The sequence below is a fragment of the Gloeocapsopsis crepidinum LEGE 06123 genome (genome assembly GCF_015207655.1).
Taxonomy (GTDB): Bacteria; Cyanobacteriota; Cyanobacteriia; order Cyanobacteriales; family Chroococcidiopsidaceae; genus Gloeocapsopsis; species Gloeocapsopsis crepidinum.
In genome coordinates this window covers 1-18,312 of sequence record NZ_JADEWN010000027.1, presented here as the reverse complement: position 1 = coordinate 18,312, position 18,312 = coordinate 1, and the positions used below count along the sequence as shown (strand labels likewise).

Genomic DNA, 18,312 nt, shown 5'->3' with positions numbered 1-18,312 from the left:
GTAGAAGTAAATTGTTAAGGAATAGATTTACTGCTGTGTGGAGTTATAGATGATGAATGGAGTTAACTCAAAAGTCAAAATTTAAAACTTTGATTCTATCTTCCCCTTTTTACAACAACCCACGATAACGAATAAACAGCAAAATTACAGCCCACGAACCTAACGCAACTTTCGCAGCAACTAGAATGTTGAGAATAGGAATAACTCCTCCGCTCACAAGTGCGCCTAATTCTCCGTGTGGTAATTCTAGACCAGACAAAGTAATCACCGCTAGCCCAATAAAAATCAAAATCGAAATTTTTTCCCATGTAGCAAAGTGCCAGCGCTTGTAGAGTGCCTGCATCCACTCTGATGATGAGGTAATTGCAACTAGACCGATCGCTGTTCCACCTGCTACTCCAGCGGCAAAACCACCACCTGGGCTTAAATGTCCCCGAATTGCCAGTTCAATACTGACTAATGCAGCAATGGTTGCACCTAAACGTGCTAACACAATCGATGGTTGATCGGTAAACTGATAAATTTTGGTGGATGGCTTTTCATTAGCCAGTAGAAAATAAGCACCCAAGATAGAAATTGTAAATACTACAACCTCAAAGATCGTGTCATACAAGCGATTTCGGAAGATAATACCCGACACTGCATTGGGTACACCACTATCTCGAACAACCAATTCTACAATTGAAGTATCTAATAAATTCAGTGCTGGATTGGGTATCAGCAGCATTTTGATAAATAGTGCAATTCCCGCCGCAATATAGACCCATTTCATGAATGCTCCTCCTTTGAGCCTGATGGCTTGACATAGGTAAGAATATTGCCTGGCGATGTAAGTTCAGCTTGCATAATTTCGTAGAGGCGTTGCACCCTGACGGCAGTATGAAAGCATAGTTTGTCATTTTCACAGGCTGCATAGTCTTGTTCAAAGTCAGACTGTGGTTGCGATCGCTGGCTGCATACTGCGTGTACTTCTTTCTCAATCAGTGCTTGATCTAATGACTGCATATCTGTGTAAGGAAATACCTCAAGTCGCATATGACGTTTGCCCAAGATTATGCGTAAATCGTCTAATAGTTGTTCAAATTGGCGTTCGCCCTGTGTACTCAAATCTTTAAGGATACCAAGCCGCATCACAAGTGATGAACGTACTGCAACTGCATAAAGTGTAATTGCCAGCATTGTACCTACCAATGCTTCAGTTAAAGCCACATCTGCAGCTCCCAAAACCGCATACACTAACGCTGCTATTGCTCCCAAAATGCCACGCATAACTAAGGCATGGTAGGGATTGACCTGAAATATCAACATAAATGCAGTCAATGGCAGCAGTGCTGTAATGACATAGACAGAAAGATCATTCTCGTTCATAGTTATCTCCACTACTAGAACAGTAGGCTAAGACATATCCCAGCACAGTGTTCCAAATTGCTAAAGAGATAATCGCGAGAATCAGCAAAGGCCATTCACTGGGTATTTTTATAAGTAGTCCGATGATGATACTCATCGATCCAAGAGTATCTGAAACTGAAAGACTATGTAGTTTAAATAAAATTGAGCGGTTGCCAAGTAAATGCGAGGTTCCCCAAAACCAAAAAATAATTCCTAAACCTATACAGGTATAACTTAATACGTTAAGCATAGATTACTAATTTGAGACATCATTTATTCTTTTGATGACGTGAGCCAGCAGCATTAATGCAGCATTTCCGACACTGAGGATAATCACGGCGACAATTCCGATCATCCAATCGTCGCGCAAGACAGAAATCACGAGTGCCATAATTGCTGTTTTGGTTGCGATACTGGCAAATGCCAACATCCGTTGCCAGACTTCATCGTTCTTCCACGCTTCGTAAATTGGTATGAGCAGCGCTAAAATCATTGCCATTATTACCAGATTCATGCTTTCCTCCGCCGCACTCGGTGGACTTCGTACCAGCCGTGTTCGTGATATTTCAAAACAATCGTTTTGGGAGTAAAGGTAATCAGGAATATATCGAGAAAGATGAGTCCAGGTGTCCGTCGCGGTGGCACGCGTTCCATAGTGACTTCCTCTTGAGTGTGCGGACGGAGCATGATTTCAAAAGCTTCAATATATGCCTGTGGAATCGCCACGACAATCTCACCTAGCGCCCGGAGCCAATCTTTTAATGCCGCACGGGATCTATGGTTATGGGGCAAAAGCAATGCCACACTCACACCAATGATGATGTTAACTACACTGAAGTTGGCAGTGAGGAGAAACCAGATAACGAGTCGCAATATCAAATTGAGATATCCAGTCATGCAAATACCATCCAAAACAGCAATATCAACATCAAACTCATACCACCAATCAGATGCTCAAATTGCTCAAGCACACGTGGTAGTTTAAGCTCGGCACGACGTAAAACTAGGAGATATGCCACCCAACCAGTAGCAATAATGGCAAGTACTTTTGCAATATTTGCAACGGTATAAGCTTGATAGTAGGCAATGTTTGCCAACAGCAACGCACTAATCGTCAGAATTGCCGCTAGCGATAAACCAAAGCGGGTTTTCTCTTGTCCTCCACGCGGGAGAAAGATGAATTTAGCATACACGATCGCTGTTCCTACAGCCCCGATGTTCATGGCGGTTGCATAAGCAGTAGGTAAATAACTCAGTGTTAGTATCTTTGCGCCAAAACCAACAAACAAAGGAAAACCTGAGATCGAAAGACCAGCTATAGTTAAAGCAATCCACAGCACAGGATTAATCGCTTTGTGTTGTTGCAGTTGCTGGAAGTTGCGACTTGGTAAATTCCCCGCAATCAAAAATAGCGTTGATTTTGCTGTGCCATGTGCCAGCGCATACAAGCCTCCTGCTTCTGGTGAAGCGAGAATCCAGCCCAACTGTGAAAGTGTACTTAATGCCAGCGTGCGCTTAGTATCTTTTTCTAAAATTGCATAGAATACACCAAATAATGCTGCGGCAACTCCAAAAATTCGGGCGATCGCATATACATCATCAACAAGCAGCGAACAACGTAAGAGAGGAAATACTCCTGCTTTGACGACAATTCCTGACAATAATGCCGATACTGGTGTTTCTGATTCTGAATGAGTCAACGGCAGCCACAAACCTGAGATAAAGACTCCTCCTTTTGTTAATAATCCTAAAACAATTAAGGCAACTGCTTCAGTTGGTGCCTCACTTAAACCAGCAAAAGCAAACGAGTGATTTGCCTTGTAAACTAAGATTGCGCCTACTAAATAAAACAGCATTGCCGTGTTGCTGACGAATAAATAACGTAAAGCAACCCAGATTGAGCGTTCCGTTCGCGGATAGGCAATCAAAAGAAATGCAGCAATTCCAATCACCTCTAATGCCACATAAAGGCTCATGAAATCTGCACAAATAAATACGGCATTCAGGCTACCATGCAGAATGATGGTCTGCATATAAAAAAACGCCGTTTTGTCCTGCCAACAGTAGATAATGACTGCTGCTGTTACTAGTGCATTGGTTAGTATAAAGTAGCCACTTAACTGATCGACTACTAAAGTGACACCGAAGTTATCTAACAATTGCAGTGTTAAGGGCGACTGTTCTCCAAATATCTGCAATGCATATCCCAGCGAAACAACAGCCACACTCAGTGCAAGGTATCGGTCAACTTTGGGGAGTAAATAAATGACGAACCCCATAAACAGTGATAAAGCGATCCAGGCAATTGTCAGAGTATTCATGGCATATTGTTCTTCTCGATCTCGTTGCTTTCTAAAGTCGGGTTGTCTTGTGCTAGTTTCATGACACCGACTAGCATTAAAGCTTGAATCGAAAAGCCGATAACGATCGCTGTTAATATCACTGCCTGAGGAACTGGATCGGCGTAAGCACCTTTTTGAGTATTTGCCAAAATAGGTGTAAACAAGCCATCTCGCGATGCGATTAGCACATAATAGGCAATGACTCCTGTGCTCATAACATCCATTGAGATGATCTTCATCATTATGTTCTTTTTAAAAATAATGCCGAAAAATCCACATAATATTGTTGCGAGTATACATGCTTCTAACACGGGAATTGTTGTTTGGGTAAGGGGTGGTTGTAATTATTTTTGAATGTTTTTGCTAAACAAGAGATTATTTTGGGTTGCTGCATTGATATCCTATCAAGCTGAGATTAAGACACAAAAACACCACTTGCTGATCTAAAAATCTCTTCAAATGCAGCATAGTAGCGCTCCTTTAACAGCACCTCATCGATACTTGATTGGGTAACACAGCGGATTTAACCGCGATCGCTCGCAGCGATCGTGTTTCATCTCAAATGACGATCGCACTAACTAAACCTGATGGTGTGTAGGCAAATCGCAAATGATTAAGTAAATATGAAGTTGAAATTAATTTGATAATACTTGATCCCGTCCATTCTGACGAGTCTTAGTGCCATAGAAATCTAACATGGTTATGATAGGATTTCTCATTGCTAAAGCGTTAGTCTCACTCAGAGCGATCGCAATTTTACATTACATCTTCCGAAAAATTATGGAAAGATTATTGGCTGGCATAGAGACAGTTTTGATCAACGAAAGATTTTCTGCTGCGGCTACTTCTACGACATCTTCTAAATTCCGGACGCCCCACTCTGGATTTTGAACGCGCAAACTTGCATCAAAGGCAACATTACTCTCTGCTGTATGTTGACCGCCTTGTTTAAAAGGTCCGTAGAGATACAAAATACCACCAGAGGAAAGAATTCGCTTTGCACCTGCAAGTAATCCTAAGCAAGCCGACCAAGGCGCAATGTGGATCATATTAATGTTGACGATCGCAACAATTTCTCGTGATTGTTGTTCAACCGTCCAAACTGGATCGCAAGCATCGAGAGCGATCGCTGGATATAAATTTTCGGCAGGAGCATGTTTGCTCCATGCCATGATACTAGCTCGTGCTACTGGATTAGGATCGGACGGCAGCCACTTACGTGGATAAATTTGCGGTGCAAAAAAAACAGCGTGTTCTCCGGTTCCACTAGAGACTTCTAACACTGTGCCTGTCGGTGGCAAAACTTCGAGTAGAACCTTGAGAATTGGTTCTCGATTGCGAAGAGTTGCAGGCGCGTATTGTCGGGCATCAAAATAATTCATTTAATCTGGCAGCGCCCTTGTGTTTTGCATTCTAACTGCTTTTGGCGATCGGCAACAATTGTTGCTAAGTCTGGTCTTCCAGTAAGTCGCAACCGCCAGTCAGCCCAAATGCCATAGAGCATATCGGCAAAAGCACCAATGATGGGTAACTTGGTAATAGCGTAAACCCATCCCATCCCTAAAGTTTCGTAAACTCGGCGAAAAACTTCTACATTCTGGATAGCTTTGCCATCAGGCATTACTGCATGAATCCGCCCCATCGCAGTTTCAAAATCTACACCGCCATGTGCTTCAGGGGTATAATTTTCATCTGCAATATCTACAAATGCTACAAGCCCGCGACCAGCATCTTGTTTCCTCAAAAAGTTGACTTCGCGCAAACACAATGGGCACTCGCCATCATACAGTAACTTAATCTTCCAAGATGTTGAATCAGATACCTGTTGATTTGCTGTCAATTCGCGTGATTGGATGTTTGATGCAGACATGAAGTAGATCTCAAGTTATTTTCAAACCAATACTTCTATTTTAAGAAAAATAAATAAAGATTAACTTAATTAAAGTTAAGAGCTAACAGATAGTAGCTCATTGCTAATTGTGCTGATAGTTGTCTAGCTGCTACTTCATGTAAATTAAGGGGTTGCAACGAGAAAATAAGTCTATCTCTCATACGTTACAGTAGGAATCGCTTTACCTCAATCGCATCAATGGCAATAAGGGTATCTGCAATTAAATGATTCAAGTATTGTGTGCTGCACTGCTATGGGGCTTTGCTGGGGCGTTAGCTGGGCGTTTAATGGGAGGAACACTAGAACCTGCAATTCTGGTTCCGTTACGCTTTTTCGGGAGTTTTTTAGTTCTTTTGCCCTTCATATGGCGCTTGCCGCCAAGTCATAAAGAGTTACCGCGCCTTTTTGCGATCGGATTAGCATTAACCCTGACTCAAGTTAGCTATTATTTAGCAATTCATTTATCAAGTGTGGCAACTGGGCTATTTTTACAGTATATGGCTCCAGTATTACTAACTTTATACGCTTTGGTTCGTGGAGAGAGTTTGTCTCGACCGAAATTATTTGGATTGGGATTTGCAGTTGTGGGAGCGTATTTTTTAGTAGTAGGTCCCCAAGGGCTTGCAGGAGGATTGGGAATAGCTTATGGCATAGCTTCGGCTTTTTTATTCGCTACTTTTTCCTATCTCGGAATGGGAATGCACGCACACCCGTTAACAGTATTAGGACTGGGGATGGGAGTCGGTAGTTTTCTGAGTGTACCGTTCACTCCCTGGCAAAAAATTCTTGAGTTGAGTGCTATGGATTTAGCTGCAGTTGCATATATTGTTTTACTAGGAACTGTTGTTCCCTTTGGTTTATTTTTATGGGGAGTACGTAAGATTCCGGCACGTGTGGCAACCCTAGTCGCCATGATTGAACCAGTATGTGGGGCAATTTTTGCTATTTTCCTGGTTGGGCAATTACTTTCGCCGCTAGCTGTATTGGGTGGGGCAATGATTTTATGTGGCGTTTGGCTAAATACTGGTGTATCAATTAAGAAGTCGTCTGGTGCTTAAGGAGTTCACTAAATTAATATGATTAGCTGGGAGGTAGGCGTCTTGCCTGCCAAGTTCGAGATAATAAGATATTTAGTAACTTAATGGGTTGTCTGTGGCTAGTCAAGAAGAGTTAATTTCAGAAGTGCTACCGTTAGCTCAAACGCCTCTGTATCAACTTGCACTCGAACTTAAAGCCCGACTAACTAGCTTTGGTGGTTGGGAAATGCCGGTGCAGTTTGTTGGTATTAGTAAAGAACATCAAGCGGTGAGAACTGCAGCAGGAATGTTTGATATTTCCCATATGGGTAAATTCATCTTGCGCGGGAAGCAGTTAATTTCTCAATTACAGCGTTTAGTCCCTTCGGATTTGAAACGCCTGCAACCAGGTCAAGCGCAATACACTGTCTTGTTAAACTCCCAAGCTGGAATTATTGACGATATTATTTTTTACTACCAAGGGGAAGATGCAGGAGAACAGCGGGGCGTGATGATTGTCAATGCTGCAACTACCAATAAAGACAAAGCATGGATTTGGCAAAACGTTGATTCAGAGCAAGTACAGTTGCACGATGTCTCTTCAGAAAAAGTTTTAATTGCTGTGCAAGGACCTCAAACTGCTGCCACTCTACAACAATTTGTTCAAGAAGACTTATCTGAGATTAGAGCTTTTGGTCATCTTGAAGCAACAGTTCTCGGTCAACCTGGGTTTATGGCGCGAACTGGGTACACTGGAGAAGATGGATTTGAAGTGATGGTTGATTCAGAGATAGGGATAAAATTGTGGCGATCGCTCTACGATGCTGGTGTCATTCCCTGCGGGCTTGGTGCGCGTGATACGCTGCGACTCGAAGCTGCAATGGCGCTTTACGGACAAGATATTGATGAAACAACCACACCTCTAGAAGCTGGCATGGGCTGGCTAGTTCATTTAGACACGAAAGAGGACTTTATTGGGCGTGAAGTTCTTGCCCAACAAAAAGCACATGGAGTTCAACGCAAACTAGTCGGGTTGTGTCTTGAAGGTAGAAACATAGCGCGTCATGGCTATCAAGTGCTATCGCACTCGAAAGTTGTGGGCGAAATCACAAGCGGTACACTCTCGCCTACATTGGGTTATCCAGTTGCTTTGGCGTATGTTCCTACTTCTTTGAGTCAATTAGGACAGCAGCTAGACGTTGAGATTCGCGGGAAACTATATCCAGCGATCGTTGTTAAACGTCCATTCTATCGTTCAAAAACGCGGCTATTAACTTAAAATCGTCCCAGATTTTTATGAAATAATGAGCGCTAGCACTAAAATGCTCACTCTACAGCTTGATGATGCATGCTGTAGAAAGTACTAAGTATCAAAACTTTTTATTGTTGAGGTTACATATGGCACTGGAATATCCCAGCGATTTAAAATATCAAGATTCTCACGAGTACGTACGGTTAGATGGCGATATCGCCACAATTGGGATTAGCGCCTTTGCTGTAGATCAACTAGGTGACATTGTGTTTCTAGAATTGCCAGAAGTTGGTGATGCCATCACGAAAGGAGAAAGCTTTGGCACAATTGAGTCGGTGAAGGCTGTGGAGAACTTGTACGCCGCAGTAAGCGGTACAGTAGTAGAGTGTAACGATGCCATAGTAGAGGCACCTGAACAGTTAGCCGATGACCCCTATGGCGAAAGTTGGTTGTTAAAAGTAAAAATAACTGACCCTAGTGAACTTGATGATACGATGTCTGCGGATGAGTATCAGGCACAAGTAGAGGGTGAGTAGTTAGAGATTAAATCAGGCTAGGGATTGAAAGATTGAGGTATGAAAAAGTCATGAAATTGCATAATTATCCTGTCCCTAGTTCTCGTTATTTAAAATAATGTTGCAGAATATGAAGAAGAAGTCGTGTCTGGAGAGCAGTCTGTGGTAGCTTATAGCTCTAGTACTGGTTCAATTCGTCAGCAGCTGGTAGAAGAAGCACAAGAATCTTTTTCTTTCGCACAAAGGCACATTGGTTCTAAGCCGGAAGAAATTCAACAAATGCTTGACGAATTGGGTTTGGCAACGCTTGATGCTTTAATCGACCAAACTGTACCGCAGGCAATTCGACTCAATAGATCGCTTCAGCTAGAACCAGCGCAGAGTGAATACGCAGCCTTAGCTAAACTAAAAGAAATCGCCTCGAAAAATCAAGTATTTCGCTCATTTATTGGCATGGGGTATCACGACTGCATTACCCCACCTGTCATTCAACGCAATATTCTAGAAAATCCAGGCTGGTACACTGCCTATACTCCCTATCAACCAGAGATTTCGCAAGGACGACTAGAAGCACTACTGAATTTCCAGACAATGATTATTGATCTAACAAGTTTGGAAATTGCCAATGCCTCACTCCTTGATGAAGCAACAGCAGCAGCCGAAGCGATGGCGATGAGTTATGGGCTGTGTAAGCAAAAAGCAAATACCTTTTTCGTTTCCCAAGATTGCCATCCGCAAACGATCGCAGTTGTTGAAACTCGCGCTGTACCGCTAGGAATTAAAATTGTTGTCGGCGACCATCAAACGTTTACTTGGGATGATTCTGTCTTTGGTGCGTTGCTACAATATCCAGCGAGTGACGGGATAATTTACGATTATCGTAGTTTTGTCGAACAAGCCCATACAGTAGGGGCTTTAATCACAGTTGCAGCCGATCTTTTAAGCCTGTGTTTACTGACGCCGCCTGGAGAATTTGGGGCTGATATCGCGATTGGGAGTACTCAGCGTTTTGGCGTTCCCCTTGGCTACGGCGGTCCTCATGCAGCTTATTTTGCAACAAAAGAGCAATACAAGCGACAAGTACCAGGACGAATTGTTGGTGTTTCAAAAGATATTCATGGTAAGCCAGCGCTACGTCTTGCACTACAAACTAGAGAACAGCATATTCGTCGGGAAAAAGCAACTAGTAACATTTGTACCGCCCAAGTGTTATTAGCGGTTATGGCATCAATGTACGCGGTTTATCACGGATCGCAAGGCTTGAAAAATATCGCCCAACGAGTTCATCAGCTAACAGCCCTTTTGGCTGAAGGTCTGAAGCATTTAGGCTATACCGTTAGTTCAGAACACTACTTTGATACACTGCGGGTAAACCTTGAACCAGAACGTGTCGCAGAAATCATTGAAGCAGCTTTAGCTCAGCAAATCAATCTACGAACTATTAATGAAAGTGCGGTCGCGATTAGCTTAGATGAAACAACAACAGAAGCTGAACTCTATGATTTATGGCAAATTTTTGCTGGAAGTGAAGTGTCTTTTACGCTAGAAGAATTAGCAACTCCTCAATCGGCATTTGAGAGTATCAAACCGTTTAGTCGCACTAGTCGCTATCTAACGCATCCTGTATTTAACAGCTACCATGCTGAAACCGAGATGCTGCGGTATATTTACCGATTGCAAGCTAAGGATCTATCGCTGACAACATCGATGATTCCTTTAGGATCATGCACGATGAAGTTGAATGCGACTACCGAAATGTTACCAATCTCGTGGTGGGAATTTTGCAAAATTCATCCATTCGCACCATTGTCCCAAACCAGAGGGTATCAAATCTTATTTGCACAACTCGAACAAGCTTTAGCTGAAATCACAGGTTTTGCCGGAATTTCCCTACAACCAAATGCGGGCGCGCAAGGAGAATATGCGGGGTTACTTGTCATCCGTCAATATCACGAAAGTCGCGGTGAAGCCCATCGAAATGTTTGTCTGATTCCAGAATCAGCCCACGGGACAAATCCCGCAAGTGCAGTGATGGCGGGGATGAAAGTCGTGGCGATCGCTTGTGACAAACAAGGCAATATTGACATTAACGATCTGCAAGCAAAAGCTGAAAAACACAGTCACGAACTTGCGGCTTTAATGGTGACATATCCTTCAACACATGGTGTTTTTGAAGCACAAATTAAGGATATTTGCGCGATTATCCACGCCCACGGCGGACAAGTTTACATGGATGGGGCAAATATGAACGCCCAAGTCGGAATTTGTCGTCCTGGCGATTATGGTGCGGATGTGTGTCACTTGAACTTACACAAAACTTTCTGCATTCCGCATGGTGGTGGTGGTCCAGGAATGGGACCAATTGGTGTCGCAGCGCATCTTGTTGCGTTTTTACCAGGTCATGCGGTGGTGGAGATTGGTGACGAACAAAGTATCGGGGCGATTGCTGCTGCGCCTTGGGGTAGTGCCAGTATTTTACCGATTTCCTGGATGTATATTACGCTGATGGGTGCAGCAGGATTAACGCAAGCAACTAAGGTCGCGATTCTCAATGCTAATTACATTGCCCATCGCTTAGAACCTTACTACCCAGTGTTATATAAGGGCAAATCAGGATTAGTTGCGCACGAGTGTATTTTAGATTTGCGATCGCTCAAGAAATCTGCCGGAATTGAGGTAGACGACATTGCCAAGCGTTTGATGGATTACGGCTTCCACGCACCAACAGTTTCTTGGCCTGTTGCTGGCACAATGATGGTAGAACCAACAGAAAGTGAATCAAAAGCAGAATTGGATCGTTTTTGTGAGGCAATGATTCAAATTCGCCAAGAAATCGCGGAAATTGAGGCAGGTAAGGTAGATATGCATGATAATGTTTTGAAAAATGCCCCGCATACTGCCGATACTTTGATCGCTTCCGATTGGCAACATCCTTATTCACGCGAACAAGCCGCTTATCCTACACCACAAACTCGCGAACACAAATTCTGGACTACCGTTGGACGCATTGATAATGCTTATGGCGATCGCAATTTCGTCTGCTCGTGTTTACCAATGGAAGCGTATAGTGAAGAGTAATAAAGTATGCAACCATTTACAACACAATTACGGGTACGCCATTATGAAATGGATGCTCTGGGTCATGTCAATAACTCAGTCTATCAACATTACCTTGAACAATCCGCGATTGAACATTTAGAACATCTTGGTTTTTCTTTAGATGTTTATCGTCAACTCGGTGGTGTGTTTGTGATGCGCCGGATTGAGATTGATTACCTTCGTCCGGCGATCGCTGGTGACACTCTAGAAGTTCGTACTTGGTTGCAAGAAATGCGCGGTACGCGTGCGATTCGACGCTATGAAATTCGCAAACATGGCAACGATCACTTATTAGTAACAGCTGAAGCCTTATGGGTATGGGTAGACTCAATGACAATGCGCCCTAGACCAATTCCTGACGTGTTATTAGATGCTTTTGTGCAAATGCAACATTCTTGAAGGAATTTTCCTAATTTACAAGCTGAAATCTACCTCGGTACACTGTTTTGTTGAAAGCTGGAGCGCCTGAAGAATAGTAAATATTACCGTTAATAAAACCACTAACTCCTGAGTGGCGTTTAGTAGGTAATGGCGTTAACTCACGCCATGAATTAGTTTTAGGATTGTACACTGTTACCTTATTAACTGCCATCTCGTGTTTAACTTCGCCACCAACTAAATATATTTCTCCATTAACGACAAAAGTTGCAGCCCCAATATGACTACGACCTTGCGGTAGATTAGCAACTTTCGTCCACTGCTGAGTTGCAGGATTCCAAGCATGGACGGTATTTTGTGTCGTTAAGTAGTCATCATAACTATGCTGCCCGCCGATCGCATAAATCTTGCCGTTGACAATTGCATCTCCTAAGTGCGATCGTGGATTGGGTAAAGGCGCTGCTGGTTGCCAATTAGCAGCGAGATTGTTAAGCTTTAGTACCCAATGATTGCCACGGTCAATTCTATTAAGATCTGCTCCACCGAAGAAGTGCAATTCCCCTTTCAAATTACTAAATCCACCGCTTCCTCTAGCTTGTGGTAATGGTGGCATTTCAGACCAAGTATTCGTTGCAATGTTGTAGCGTAAAACTTTTCTTGTCGCAAATAATTGTCCACCTTCAGGCTTACCAACATACCCACCTGCTAAGTAAATATTTCCTGGGTCAGCTGCAACTCCTGCGTGCGTAATTCTTACTGGTATATCTGCAAGTCGCTTCCAGGTATTTGTTGCTGGATCGTATGCATCCGCGCGATTTGTTGGTCTCCAATTAGAAGTATATCCGCCCAATTGATATAATTTACCACCGACTACTGCACTCATTGCCTCTCCAGTTCCCACCGGAGAAGGTGCAACCGTAGTCCATTTAATTTCAGTTGCAGCTAAAGATTTAAGTGTAGTTAATACTACAAAAATAATTATGATAAATGCTAAGATTATAGGCTGTTTTTTAAAGTAACGCATTATAGTCTGTCACTGAGTTTTTACAGAAATTATAGATATTTTTACTGCTATATTAGATTGCTCTTAAGTTAAGAATAGGTAAATAAGGTCTTGAAAAGTTATGGTAAATAGTTAAAGTATAAATAAGTGTTTGTACAAAACGCATTATCTCTAACTAATAGCTATGCAAGCTTTTATCTTTATACCTAATAAGCGCTATTAACGCTAAAGTTTCTCTTTATTGAAGCAACAAGACAATGTTGTCCTGTATATTCAATTACCTAAATTTTTAGGCGAACATCATCAAGATTTAGGTATATCGCAGTTGTTACGCGCTCGCCGAATTGTGATTTTTGGAATTGCTGTCATCCTGTTTCACTTTGCCGAGGCTTAGCAATTGTTGTAGTTTTCGTTCCTAAAGTTAAGCCACCTGCGATTAAGCCTGTAAGAATAATAAACACTCCCGTTTTTTGAGAAGATAGAATTTTTGTGTGCGTACTCATTTTTGATTTTCTATGATATTTGCGATTTTCGTTATCTAAATATCATTAGTGCAAAAACCGTGCCAAACTCTCTTGTTGTTAGTCCTACAACAAAGGCGATCGCTATTCTTGAGCACCTGCTGTTTTAAGCGATCGCACAACATTTTTATATCCATTAAATTCTGCAAGCATTAAAGCAGTGTAGCCTGCGGTATTTTTTAATGTGACATCTGCGCCTGCTTTGAGCAGTATTGCTACTGCATCAGTAAAACCTCGGTGGGCTGCCCACATCAAGGCAGTTGCATGATATTTGTCTTGGAGATTGACTTGCGCTCCAGATTTCAGTAAACACTCAATGACCTCAATGTGATTTCGATCAGCGGCTTTCATCAATGCGGTTTTTCCATCATCAGCAGGTAAATTGGGATCAGCACCGTGGTTGAGTAATAGCTGTACTGTCTCGGTATGTCCTTGAGTCGCAGCAAGTGTTAGCGGCGTTTCACCTAAGGTTGTGATATTGAGTAGAGCTTTATCTGATGTGCATATTTGTAACAATTCACGAACAATTGAGCTATGTCCGTGTAACACTGCAACCATTAAAGGCGTATCACCTAGACAATTTCTAGCTTCTACATCAGCACCCCGACTCAGCAAAAGCTGGACAACTTCTGTATGTCCTTCAACAGCTGCTAAATGGAGTGGCGTTTCTCCGTCTTGATCTTGAGCATTAATTTCAGCGCCAGCATTAAGTAACGCTGAAGCGATCGCCATATAACCTCCTGCGGCTGCGGCTGCTAACGGACTACCTCCCTCAATATTCAAATTTGGATCTGCTCCTGCGTCTAGCAGTACTTGTACTACCTCAGTTGCACCCAGATCGACAGCTTGTATTAATATTGTCTCACCTTGCTCGTCTTGGAGATTAACATCGAGTGTTCTAGAAGCTAGTAGCACTTGAACTACATCAACGTGCTGTTGCTGCACAGCAAGCTTGAGGGCAGTATCATCATCTTGATCGCGGATAACAGCCTTAGCGCCAGCATTTAGTAATACACGTACTATGTTTGCATAACCTTTGAGCGCAGCGATCATCAATGCAGTGCTACCATCTTCATTAATCGCATTGACATCCGCACCATGCGCTAGCAACGTTTTCACAATATCCAGTTGATTTGCCGCTGCAGCTAACATCAGTGGCGTTAAACTGTAAAGCTTTCTTGGGCGATTTACATCAGCCCCATTAACGAGTAGCAGTCGTACAATTTCGTTATAGCCGCGCTGAGCAGCAAACATCAAGGCGGTTGTACCATCGGCATCACTAGCATTCACACTTGCACCCGCACTCAGGAGTGCATGGACTTGTTGAATGTCACCACTTTTAGCCGCCTTGATTAATGAGATGTCTTTTGTTGCAGTCATGTTCAAGCATCATCTCATCGAAGGCATTGTTAGTGTATCGCTAAATGCAACTTTTGAATAGATGAGCGATGAAACACCACTAGATTGCAGACCAGGTAGTAGCAAAATACTCTATCTAAGTACCGATTACCAGTTCTCACTACTGCATTGGGATAAATTACTCATTGGTCAAATTTCTAAAACAACTTATGCTAAGTTTTATCAAGTTTATTAACAGATGAGAACGCAATGGAACTTTCACAAGAAGTTAAATTCTGGCTAAATTTCATCCACCCTGTTTTGATGTGGGGCTTACTTGCGGCTTCATTTTATGCGCTGTATTTAGGTGTACAAGTAAGACGGACACGCTACGCCGAGGGTGAAGTTAAAAAAGAGTTGATTAAAGGTAGATACAACGTTAAACACTACCAAATTGGTTCGGTCATCTTAGCACTCATGGTGATAGGTACGCTAGCAGCGATGGGTGTTACCTACATCAACAATCAAAAGCTATTTCTTGGACCTCACTTATTAGTAGGATTAGGCATGACAGGGATGATTGCAGTTTCTGCCAGCCTCTCACCATTTATGCAAAAAGGTCAGAACTGGGCACGTTACACCCACATTGTCTTAAATTCTGCTTTACTCGCTTTATTTAGTTGGCAAGCAGTCAGTGGCATACAAATCATCCAAAACATCCTCAGCAAGCGATAAGTAGAAACTTGCTGCCTTCGATGTGAAAGTCTCAAATCCTTAGTTCTAAACATAAATTAAATAGAGCTGATGTAACTAATCGTACATGGTGAAGGGTAATATACAGCGTTTACCCTTTACCGCCGTTCTGCTTAGGAAACCACGGGTGGCGTGCGGCGGCTTCGCCAATTACCAACCAAAACAATTTATGTTTCACTTCAAGTTGCCCTTTTTGATTTTGTTGGCACAGGTAAACCCAGCGACTTATGAAAGTCTTCTTGAACCTTATAGGTTAGACGACGCGACACTTGTTTGACGATGTTGTTTAGTAGGCGATCGCCTGTATTTTGAACGAGCGATTTTGGTAAACGTTGAACAAATTTCGGGAAATGAACTGCAACTGCCAAATCTAGCTCCCATTCAACGCGTGTCATTGTTTTTGTATTGGGTGCGGGGGCTGCTTCTACAAGTTCCATCATTGCTTGGAAGTCTACATCATAACCAGGGGCAGTGTAGTTCGGAACTGGAATTGTCTGAATGCGATAAATGCCTTCATTTGGGGGCAAAAGTTCTAAGCCAACCTTAGGTTCTACTTCATAGCCAAACGAGCCAATACGACCAATCGTCAATGCATATGCATTTTCCTTGACAAAATCTACCTTCATTGGCTGAGCGCAGCGGCAAAACCAGCCTTGGTGAGCATTGAGGTAGTTTGCGACTGCATCAGCAGAGGCATACATTTCCATGCAGTCAGTAAACTTTCCATGAAAGCGTGTTGGTGAATCAGTATGTGAATAGTCACTTTCTGCTAGCGTTGATTGTGCATCCCAATGCACTTGCCCATTTCTAGTAGATTTATATTCACCATTGCTCGACAGCATAAACGCATCCTTTGTAATTTGACTTATGTATTTAGGATTCCCAAGTCGGGCTTAGAGTTTCTCTGCCATTGTGCAGCTTATCTCAAGGTTCATCAAAACTACAATTGAGATCGAGAGTTAGTTAAACTCCTCGAAAAATTGTTCGTTTATTCAGCATAAGCTTTAAAATGAAAGCATTTGTAGCAGGGGCAACAGGCGAGACAGGTCGCAGAATTGTCCAAGAATTAGTCAAAAGAAACATTCCTGTGCGCGCCTTGGTTCGGAATGTAGAGTCAGCTAAAGCGATTTTACCGGCTGAGGCTGAGTTAGTAGTCGGTGATGTCTTGCAGCCAGATAGTCTTCGTGCTGCGGTAGGAGACAGCACTGTATTACTATGTGCAACGGGCGCTAAACCTAGTTTTGACCCCACTGGACCTTACAAAGTAGACTACGAAGGAACAAAGAATTTAGTAGATATTGCTAAGGCTAATGGCATAGAGCATTTTGTTTTTGTTTCTTCCTTGTGTACTTCTCAACTGTTTCATCCTCTAAATCTGTTCTGGCTAATCTTAGTGTGGAAAAAGCAGGCGGAGGAGTATCTACAAAAAAGTGGTCTTACCTATACTATCGTCCGACCAGGCGGTTTGAAAAATGACGATAACTCTAATCCAATTGTCATGTCTGCTGCGGATACGTTGTTTGATGGTAGTATTCCACGCACCAAAGTAGCACAGGTATGCGTTGAGGCGCTGTTTAATCCTGAATCAAAAAATAAAGTTGTGGAAGTTGTCGCTAAGCCAGAAGCCTCAGCAAAAAGCTTTCAAGAACTCTTTGCGAGTGTTGGTTAAAGCGATTTTGTCAAAGAGGAACATACAGCAAGCGATCTTCCTCTGACTTTAATATAAGGGCAGTTTTTACTGCCCTCTCATTTTTTGTCGTTGATTTTTTGTGCAAATGCGTAAGTCTTGGAAACGTTTGATTGCAAGCAGTACTGCTGTTTTGGCACTAGGTTATTTAGTACATCATCGACAGCCAGAAGTGAGGCGATCGCCTAAAATTGATTTCACCACAGGCTATCTTCCGCCATTAGTCATGGATGGCGGCGATCCTTACCTTCGTGCTTTGATGCGTACAATATCAGCAAGCGAATCTAATCATCCCCAGCCCTACACAATTCTTTATGGCGGTCAGCACGTTGAAGATTTGAGCAGTCATCCAGAGAAGTGTATCACGATTGTTACAGGTCCAAATCAAGGCAACTGTTCTACTGCAGCTGGACGCTATCAAATGCTCAATACAACCTGGAAAGAAAAGGCACAGCAATATCATCCTCAACCACCAGGCTTGATGTTTTGGCGATCGTATAGTTTCCAGCCAGAATTTCAAGATGCTGTTGTTTACGCTTGGTTAAGCGATCGCCAAGCTTGGGGAACTGACATTGCAGCATTACTTCGCCAAGGAAACATAGATCGCGTACTCAGGCTACTTTCTCCTACTTGGACAAGCTTAGGCTACGGTATTGAAGACAATGTCATGACACAGCATTTACCTCAGGTCTATCAGAAAATGCTGCAAGAAGAATTAAAAGCTATTGCTCAAATATAGCAGGGGTCAAGGATCAAAAGACACGCGATCGCGCAGACCTACGATTCAGAGATCAGGATCAAAAGCTGGTTCTGATTTTCTATAGCATCTTAACTTATGTCGACCGTTGTCACAGGTTAATCAGATCAAATACCAAATGCTGAAAAAGCGCCCCGATGAAAGAGGCGCTTTAATTTTAGTTAAGCTTCAAATGAAGGATTAACCGTTGATGCTAGGAGCGGTAAGAGCAACTGGAGTCACTTCACCGGAAGCCAAGTCAAGCGGGAAGTTGTGAGCGTTGCGCTCGTGCATCACTTCCATGCCCAAGTTAGCGCGGTTGAGCACGTCTGCCCATGTTCCAATCACGCGACCTTGCGAGTCAATCACTGACTGGTTGAAGTTGAACCCGT

21 protein-coding genes and 1 pseudogene are annotated in these 18,312 nt (G+C 42.8%); 9 read left to right on the top strand and 13 right to left on the bottom strand.

All coding sequences use genetic code 11. The features are described 5' to 3' along the window. Positions 1-109: 109 nt before the first annotated feature. The 9 genes from IQ230_RS12330 to IQ230_RS12290 all read right to left on the bottom strand — a co-directional run bounded on the left by IQ230_RS12330 (position 110) and on the right by IQ230_RS12290 (position 5,601). On the bottom strand, positions 110-772 hold the full coding sequence (locus IQ230_RS12330; RefSeq protein WP_193932291.1) for a Na(+)/H(+) antiporter subunit B: 663 nt from the start codon (positions 770-772) through the stop codon (positions 110-112). Further along, a complete protein-coding gene (locus tag IQ230_RS12325) occupies positions 769-1,368 on the bottom strand; it encodes a DUF4040 domain-containing protein (protein WP_193932290.1) in 600 nt (199 codons plus the stop codon). The genes IQ230_RS12330 and IQ230_RS12325 overlap by 4 nt, the downstream gene beginning before the upstream one ends. Further along, a complete protein-coding gene (locus IQ230_RS12320) occupies positions 1,355-1,639 on the bottom strand; it encodes a monovalent cation/H(+) antiporter subunit G (protein ID WP_193932289.1) in 285 nt (94 codons plus the stop codon). Before IQ230_RS12320 ends, IQ230_RS12325 begins: the two co-directional genes overlap by 14 nt. Positions 1,640-1,645: 6 nt before the next feature. Then, positions 1,646-1,903: a hypothetical protein gene (locus IQ230_RS12315; protein WP_193932288.1), complete on the bottom strand. Its 258-nt coding sequence runs from the start codon at positions 1,901-1,903 to the stop codon at positions 1,646-1,648. Beyond that, on the bottom strand, positions 1,900-2,286 hold the full coding sequence (locus IQ230_RS12310) for a Na+/H+ antiporter subunit E (protein WP_193932287.1): 387 nt from the start codon (positions 2,284-2,286) through the stop codon (positions 1,900-1,902). The genes IQ230_RS12315 and IQ230_RS12310 overlap by 4 nt, the downstream gene beginning before the upstream one ends. Beyond that, positions 2,283-3,710 carry a cation:proton antiporter gene (locus IQ230_RS12305; protein WP_193932286.1) on the bottom strand — a complete coding sequence of 476 codons (1,428 nt, stop codon included), beginning with the start codon at positions 3,708-3,710 and terminating at the stop codon, positions 2,283-2,285. Before IQ230_RS12305 ends, IQ230_RS12310 begins: the two co-directional genes overlap by 4 nt. Further along, entirely contained in the window at positions 3,707-4,042 is a 336-nt protein-coding gene (locus tag IQ230_RS12300; RefSeq protein WP_193932285.1) for a cation:proton antiporter subunit C, read from the bottom strand. Before IQ230_RS12300 ends, IQ230_RS12305 begins: the two co-directional genes overlap by 4 nt. Positions 4,043-4,492: 450 nt before the next feature. Beyond that, the gene (locus IQ230_RS12295; protein ID WP_193932284.1) at positions 4,493-5,113 is read right to left on the bottom strand and encodes a DUF938 domain-containing protein; all 621 of its coding nucleotides are present in this window, start codon (positions 5,111-5,113) and stop codon (positions 4,493-4,495) included. Further along, complete coding sequence (locus IQ230_RS12290; RefSeq protein WP_193932283.1) at positions 5,110-5,601, bottom strand: thiol-disulfide oxidoreductase DCC family protein; 492 nt, start codon at positions 5,599-5,601, stop codon at positions 5,110-5,112. Before IQ230_RS12290 ends, IQ230_RS12295 begins: the two co-directional genes overlap by 4 nt. Before the next feature lie 245 nt (positions 5,602-5,846). Here IQ230_RS12290 and IQ230_RS12285 point away from each other — a divergent pair, with 245 nt between their 5' ends. The 5 genes from IQ230_RS12285 to IQ230_RS12265 all read left to right on the top strand — a co-directional run bounded on the left by IQ230_RS12285 (position 5,847) and on the right by IQ230_RS12265 (position 11,903). After that, a complete protein-coding gene (locus IQ230_RS12285) occupies positions 5,847-6,680 on the top strand; it encodes an EamA family transporter (protein ID WP_193932282.1) in 834 nt (277 codons plus the stop codon). Between the two features lie 94 nt (positions 6,681-6,774). Further along, positions 6,775-7,917: a glycine cleavage system aminomethyltransferase GcvT gene (gcvT, locus tag IQ230_RS12280; RefSeq protein ID WP_193932281.1), complete on the top strand. Its 1,143-nt coding sequence runs from the start codon at positions 6,775-6,777 to the stop codon at positions 7,915-7,917. Between the two features lie 119 nt (positions 7,918-8,036). Next, complete coding sequence (gene gcvH, locus IQ230_RS12275; RefSeq protein WP_193932280.1) at positions 8,037-8,426, top strand: glycine cleavage system protein GcvH; 390 nt, start codon at positions 8,037-8,039, stop codon at positions 8,424-8,426. 171 nt (positions 8,427-8,597) lie between these two features. Continuing rightward, positions 8,598-11,483, top strand: a complete 2,886-nt coding sequence (gene gcvP, locus IQ230_RS12270) for an aminomethyl-transferring glycine dehydrogenase (protein WP_407646646.1) — start codon at positions 8,598-8,600, stop codon at positions 11,481-11,483. 6 nt (positions 11,484-11,489) lie between these two features. Continuing rightward, positions 11,490-11,903: an acyl-CoA thioesterase gene (locus tag IQ230_RS12265; protein ID WP_193932278.1), complete on the top strand. Its 414-nt coding sequence runs from the start codon at positions 11,490-11,492 to the stop codon at positions 11,901-11,903. Between the two features lie 10 nt (positions 11,904-11,913). On the opposite strand, the gene IQ230_RS12260 is transcribed toward IQ230_RS12265, so the two are convergent. Then, a complete protein-coding gene (locus IQ230_RS12260; protein ID WP_193932277.1) occupies positions 11,914-12,765 on the bottom strand; it encodes a Kelch repeat-containing protein in 852 nt (283 codons plus the stop codon). A 361-nt stretch (positions 12,766-13,126) separates the two neighbouring features. On the opposite strand from IQ230_RS12260, the gene IQ230_RS12255 reads away from it, so the two are divergent. Continuing rightward, positions 13,127-13,279, top strand: a complete 153-nt coding sequence (locus IQ230_RS12255) for a hypothetical protein (RefSeq protein ID WP_193932276.1) — start codon at positions 13,127-13,129, stop codon at positions 13,277-13,279. A 211-nt stretch (positions 13,280-13,490) separates the two neighbouring features. Here IQ230_RS12255 and IQ230_RS12250 read toward each other — a convergent pair whose 3' ends face one another. Continuing rightward, a complete protein-coding gene (locus IQ230_RS12250) occupies positions 13,491-14,786 on the bottom strand; it encodes an ankyrin repeat domain-containing protein (protein WP_193932275.1) in 1,296 nt (431 codons plus the stop codon). A gap of 228 nt (positions 14,787-15,014) precedes the next feature. Between IQ230_RS12250 and IQ230_RS12245 the strand changes: the two genes are divergently transcribed. Further along, positions 15,015-15,479 (top strand): DUF4079 domain-containing protein, encoded by a 465-nt coding sequence (locus IQ230_RS12245; RefSeq protein WP_193932274.1) that lies wholly within the window; start codon positions 15,015-15,017, stop codon positions 15,477-15,479. A 197-nt stretch (positions 15,480-15,676) separates the two neighbouring features. On the opposite strand, the gene IQ230_RS12240 is transcribed toward IQ230_RS12245, so the two are convergent. Continuing rightward, the gene (locus tag IQ230_RS12240; RefSeq protein ID WP_193932273.1) at positions 15,677-16,339 is read right to left on the bottom strand and encodes a DUF1997 domain-containing protein; all 663 of its coding nucleotides are present in this window, start codon (positions 16,337-16,339) and stop codon (positions 15,677-15,679) included. Positions 16,340-16,506: 167 nt separating this feature from the next. Here IQ230_RS12240 and IQ230_RS12235 point away from each other — a divergent pair, with 167 nt between their 5' ends. Together IQ230_RS12235 and IQ230_RS12230 are read left to right on the top strand one after the other, a co-directional pair. Continuing rightward, complete coding sequence (locus IQ230_RS12235) at positions 16,507-17,166, top strand: SDR family oxidoreductase (protein WP_193932272.1); 660 nt, start codon at positions 16,507-16,509, stop codon at positions 17,164-17,166. 106 nt (positions 17,167-17,272) lie between these two features. Next, positions 17,273-17,923, top strand: coding sequence for a glycoside hydrolase family 24 protein (locus tag IQ230_RS12230; RefSeq protein ID WP_193932271.1), 651 nt, complete (start codon positions 17,273-17,275; stop codon positions 17,921-17,923). Between the two features lie 198 nt (positions 17,924-18,121). Here IQ230_RS12230 and IQ230_RS12225 read toward each other — a convergent pair. Then, positions 18,122-18,312: pseudogene (locus IQ230_RS12225) on the bottom strand (photosystem II q(b) protein); the annotation flags it as partial.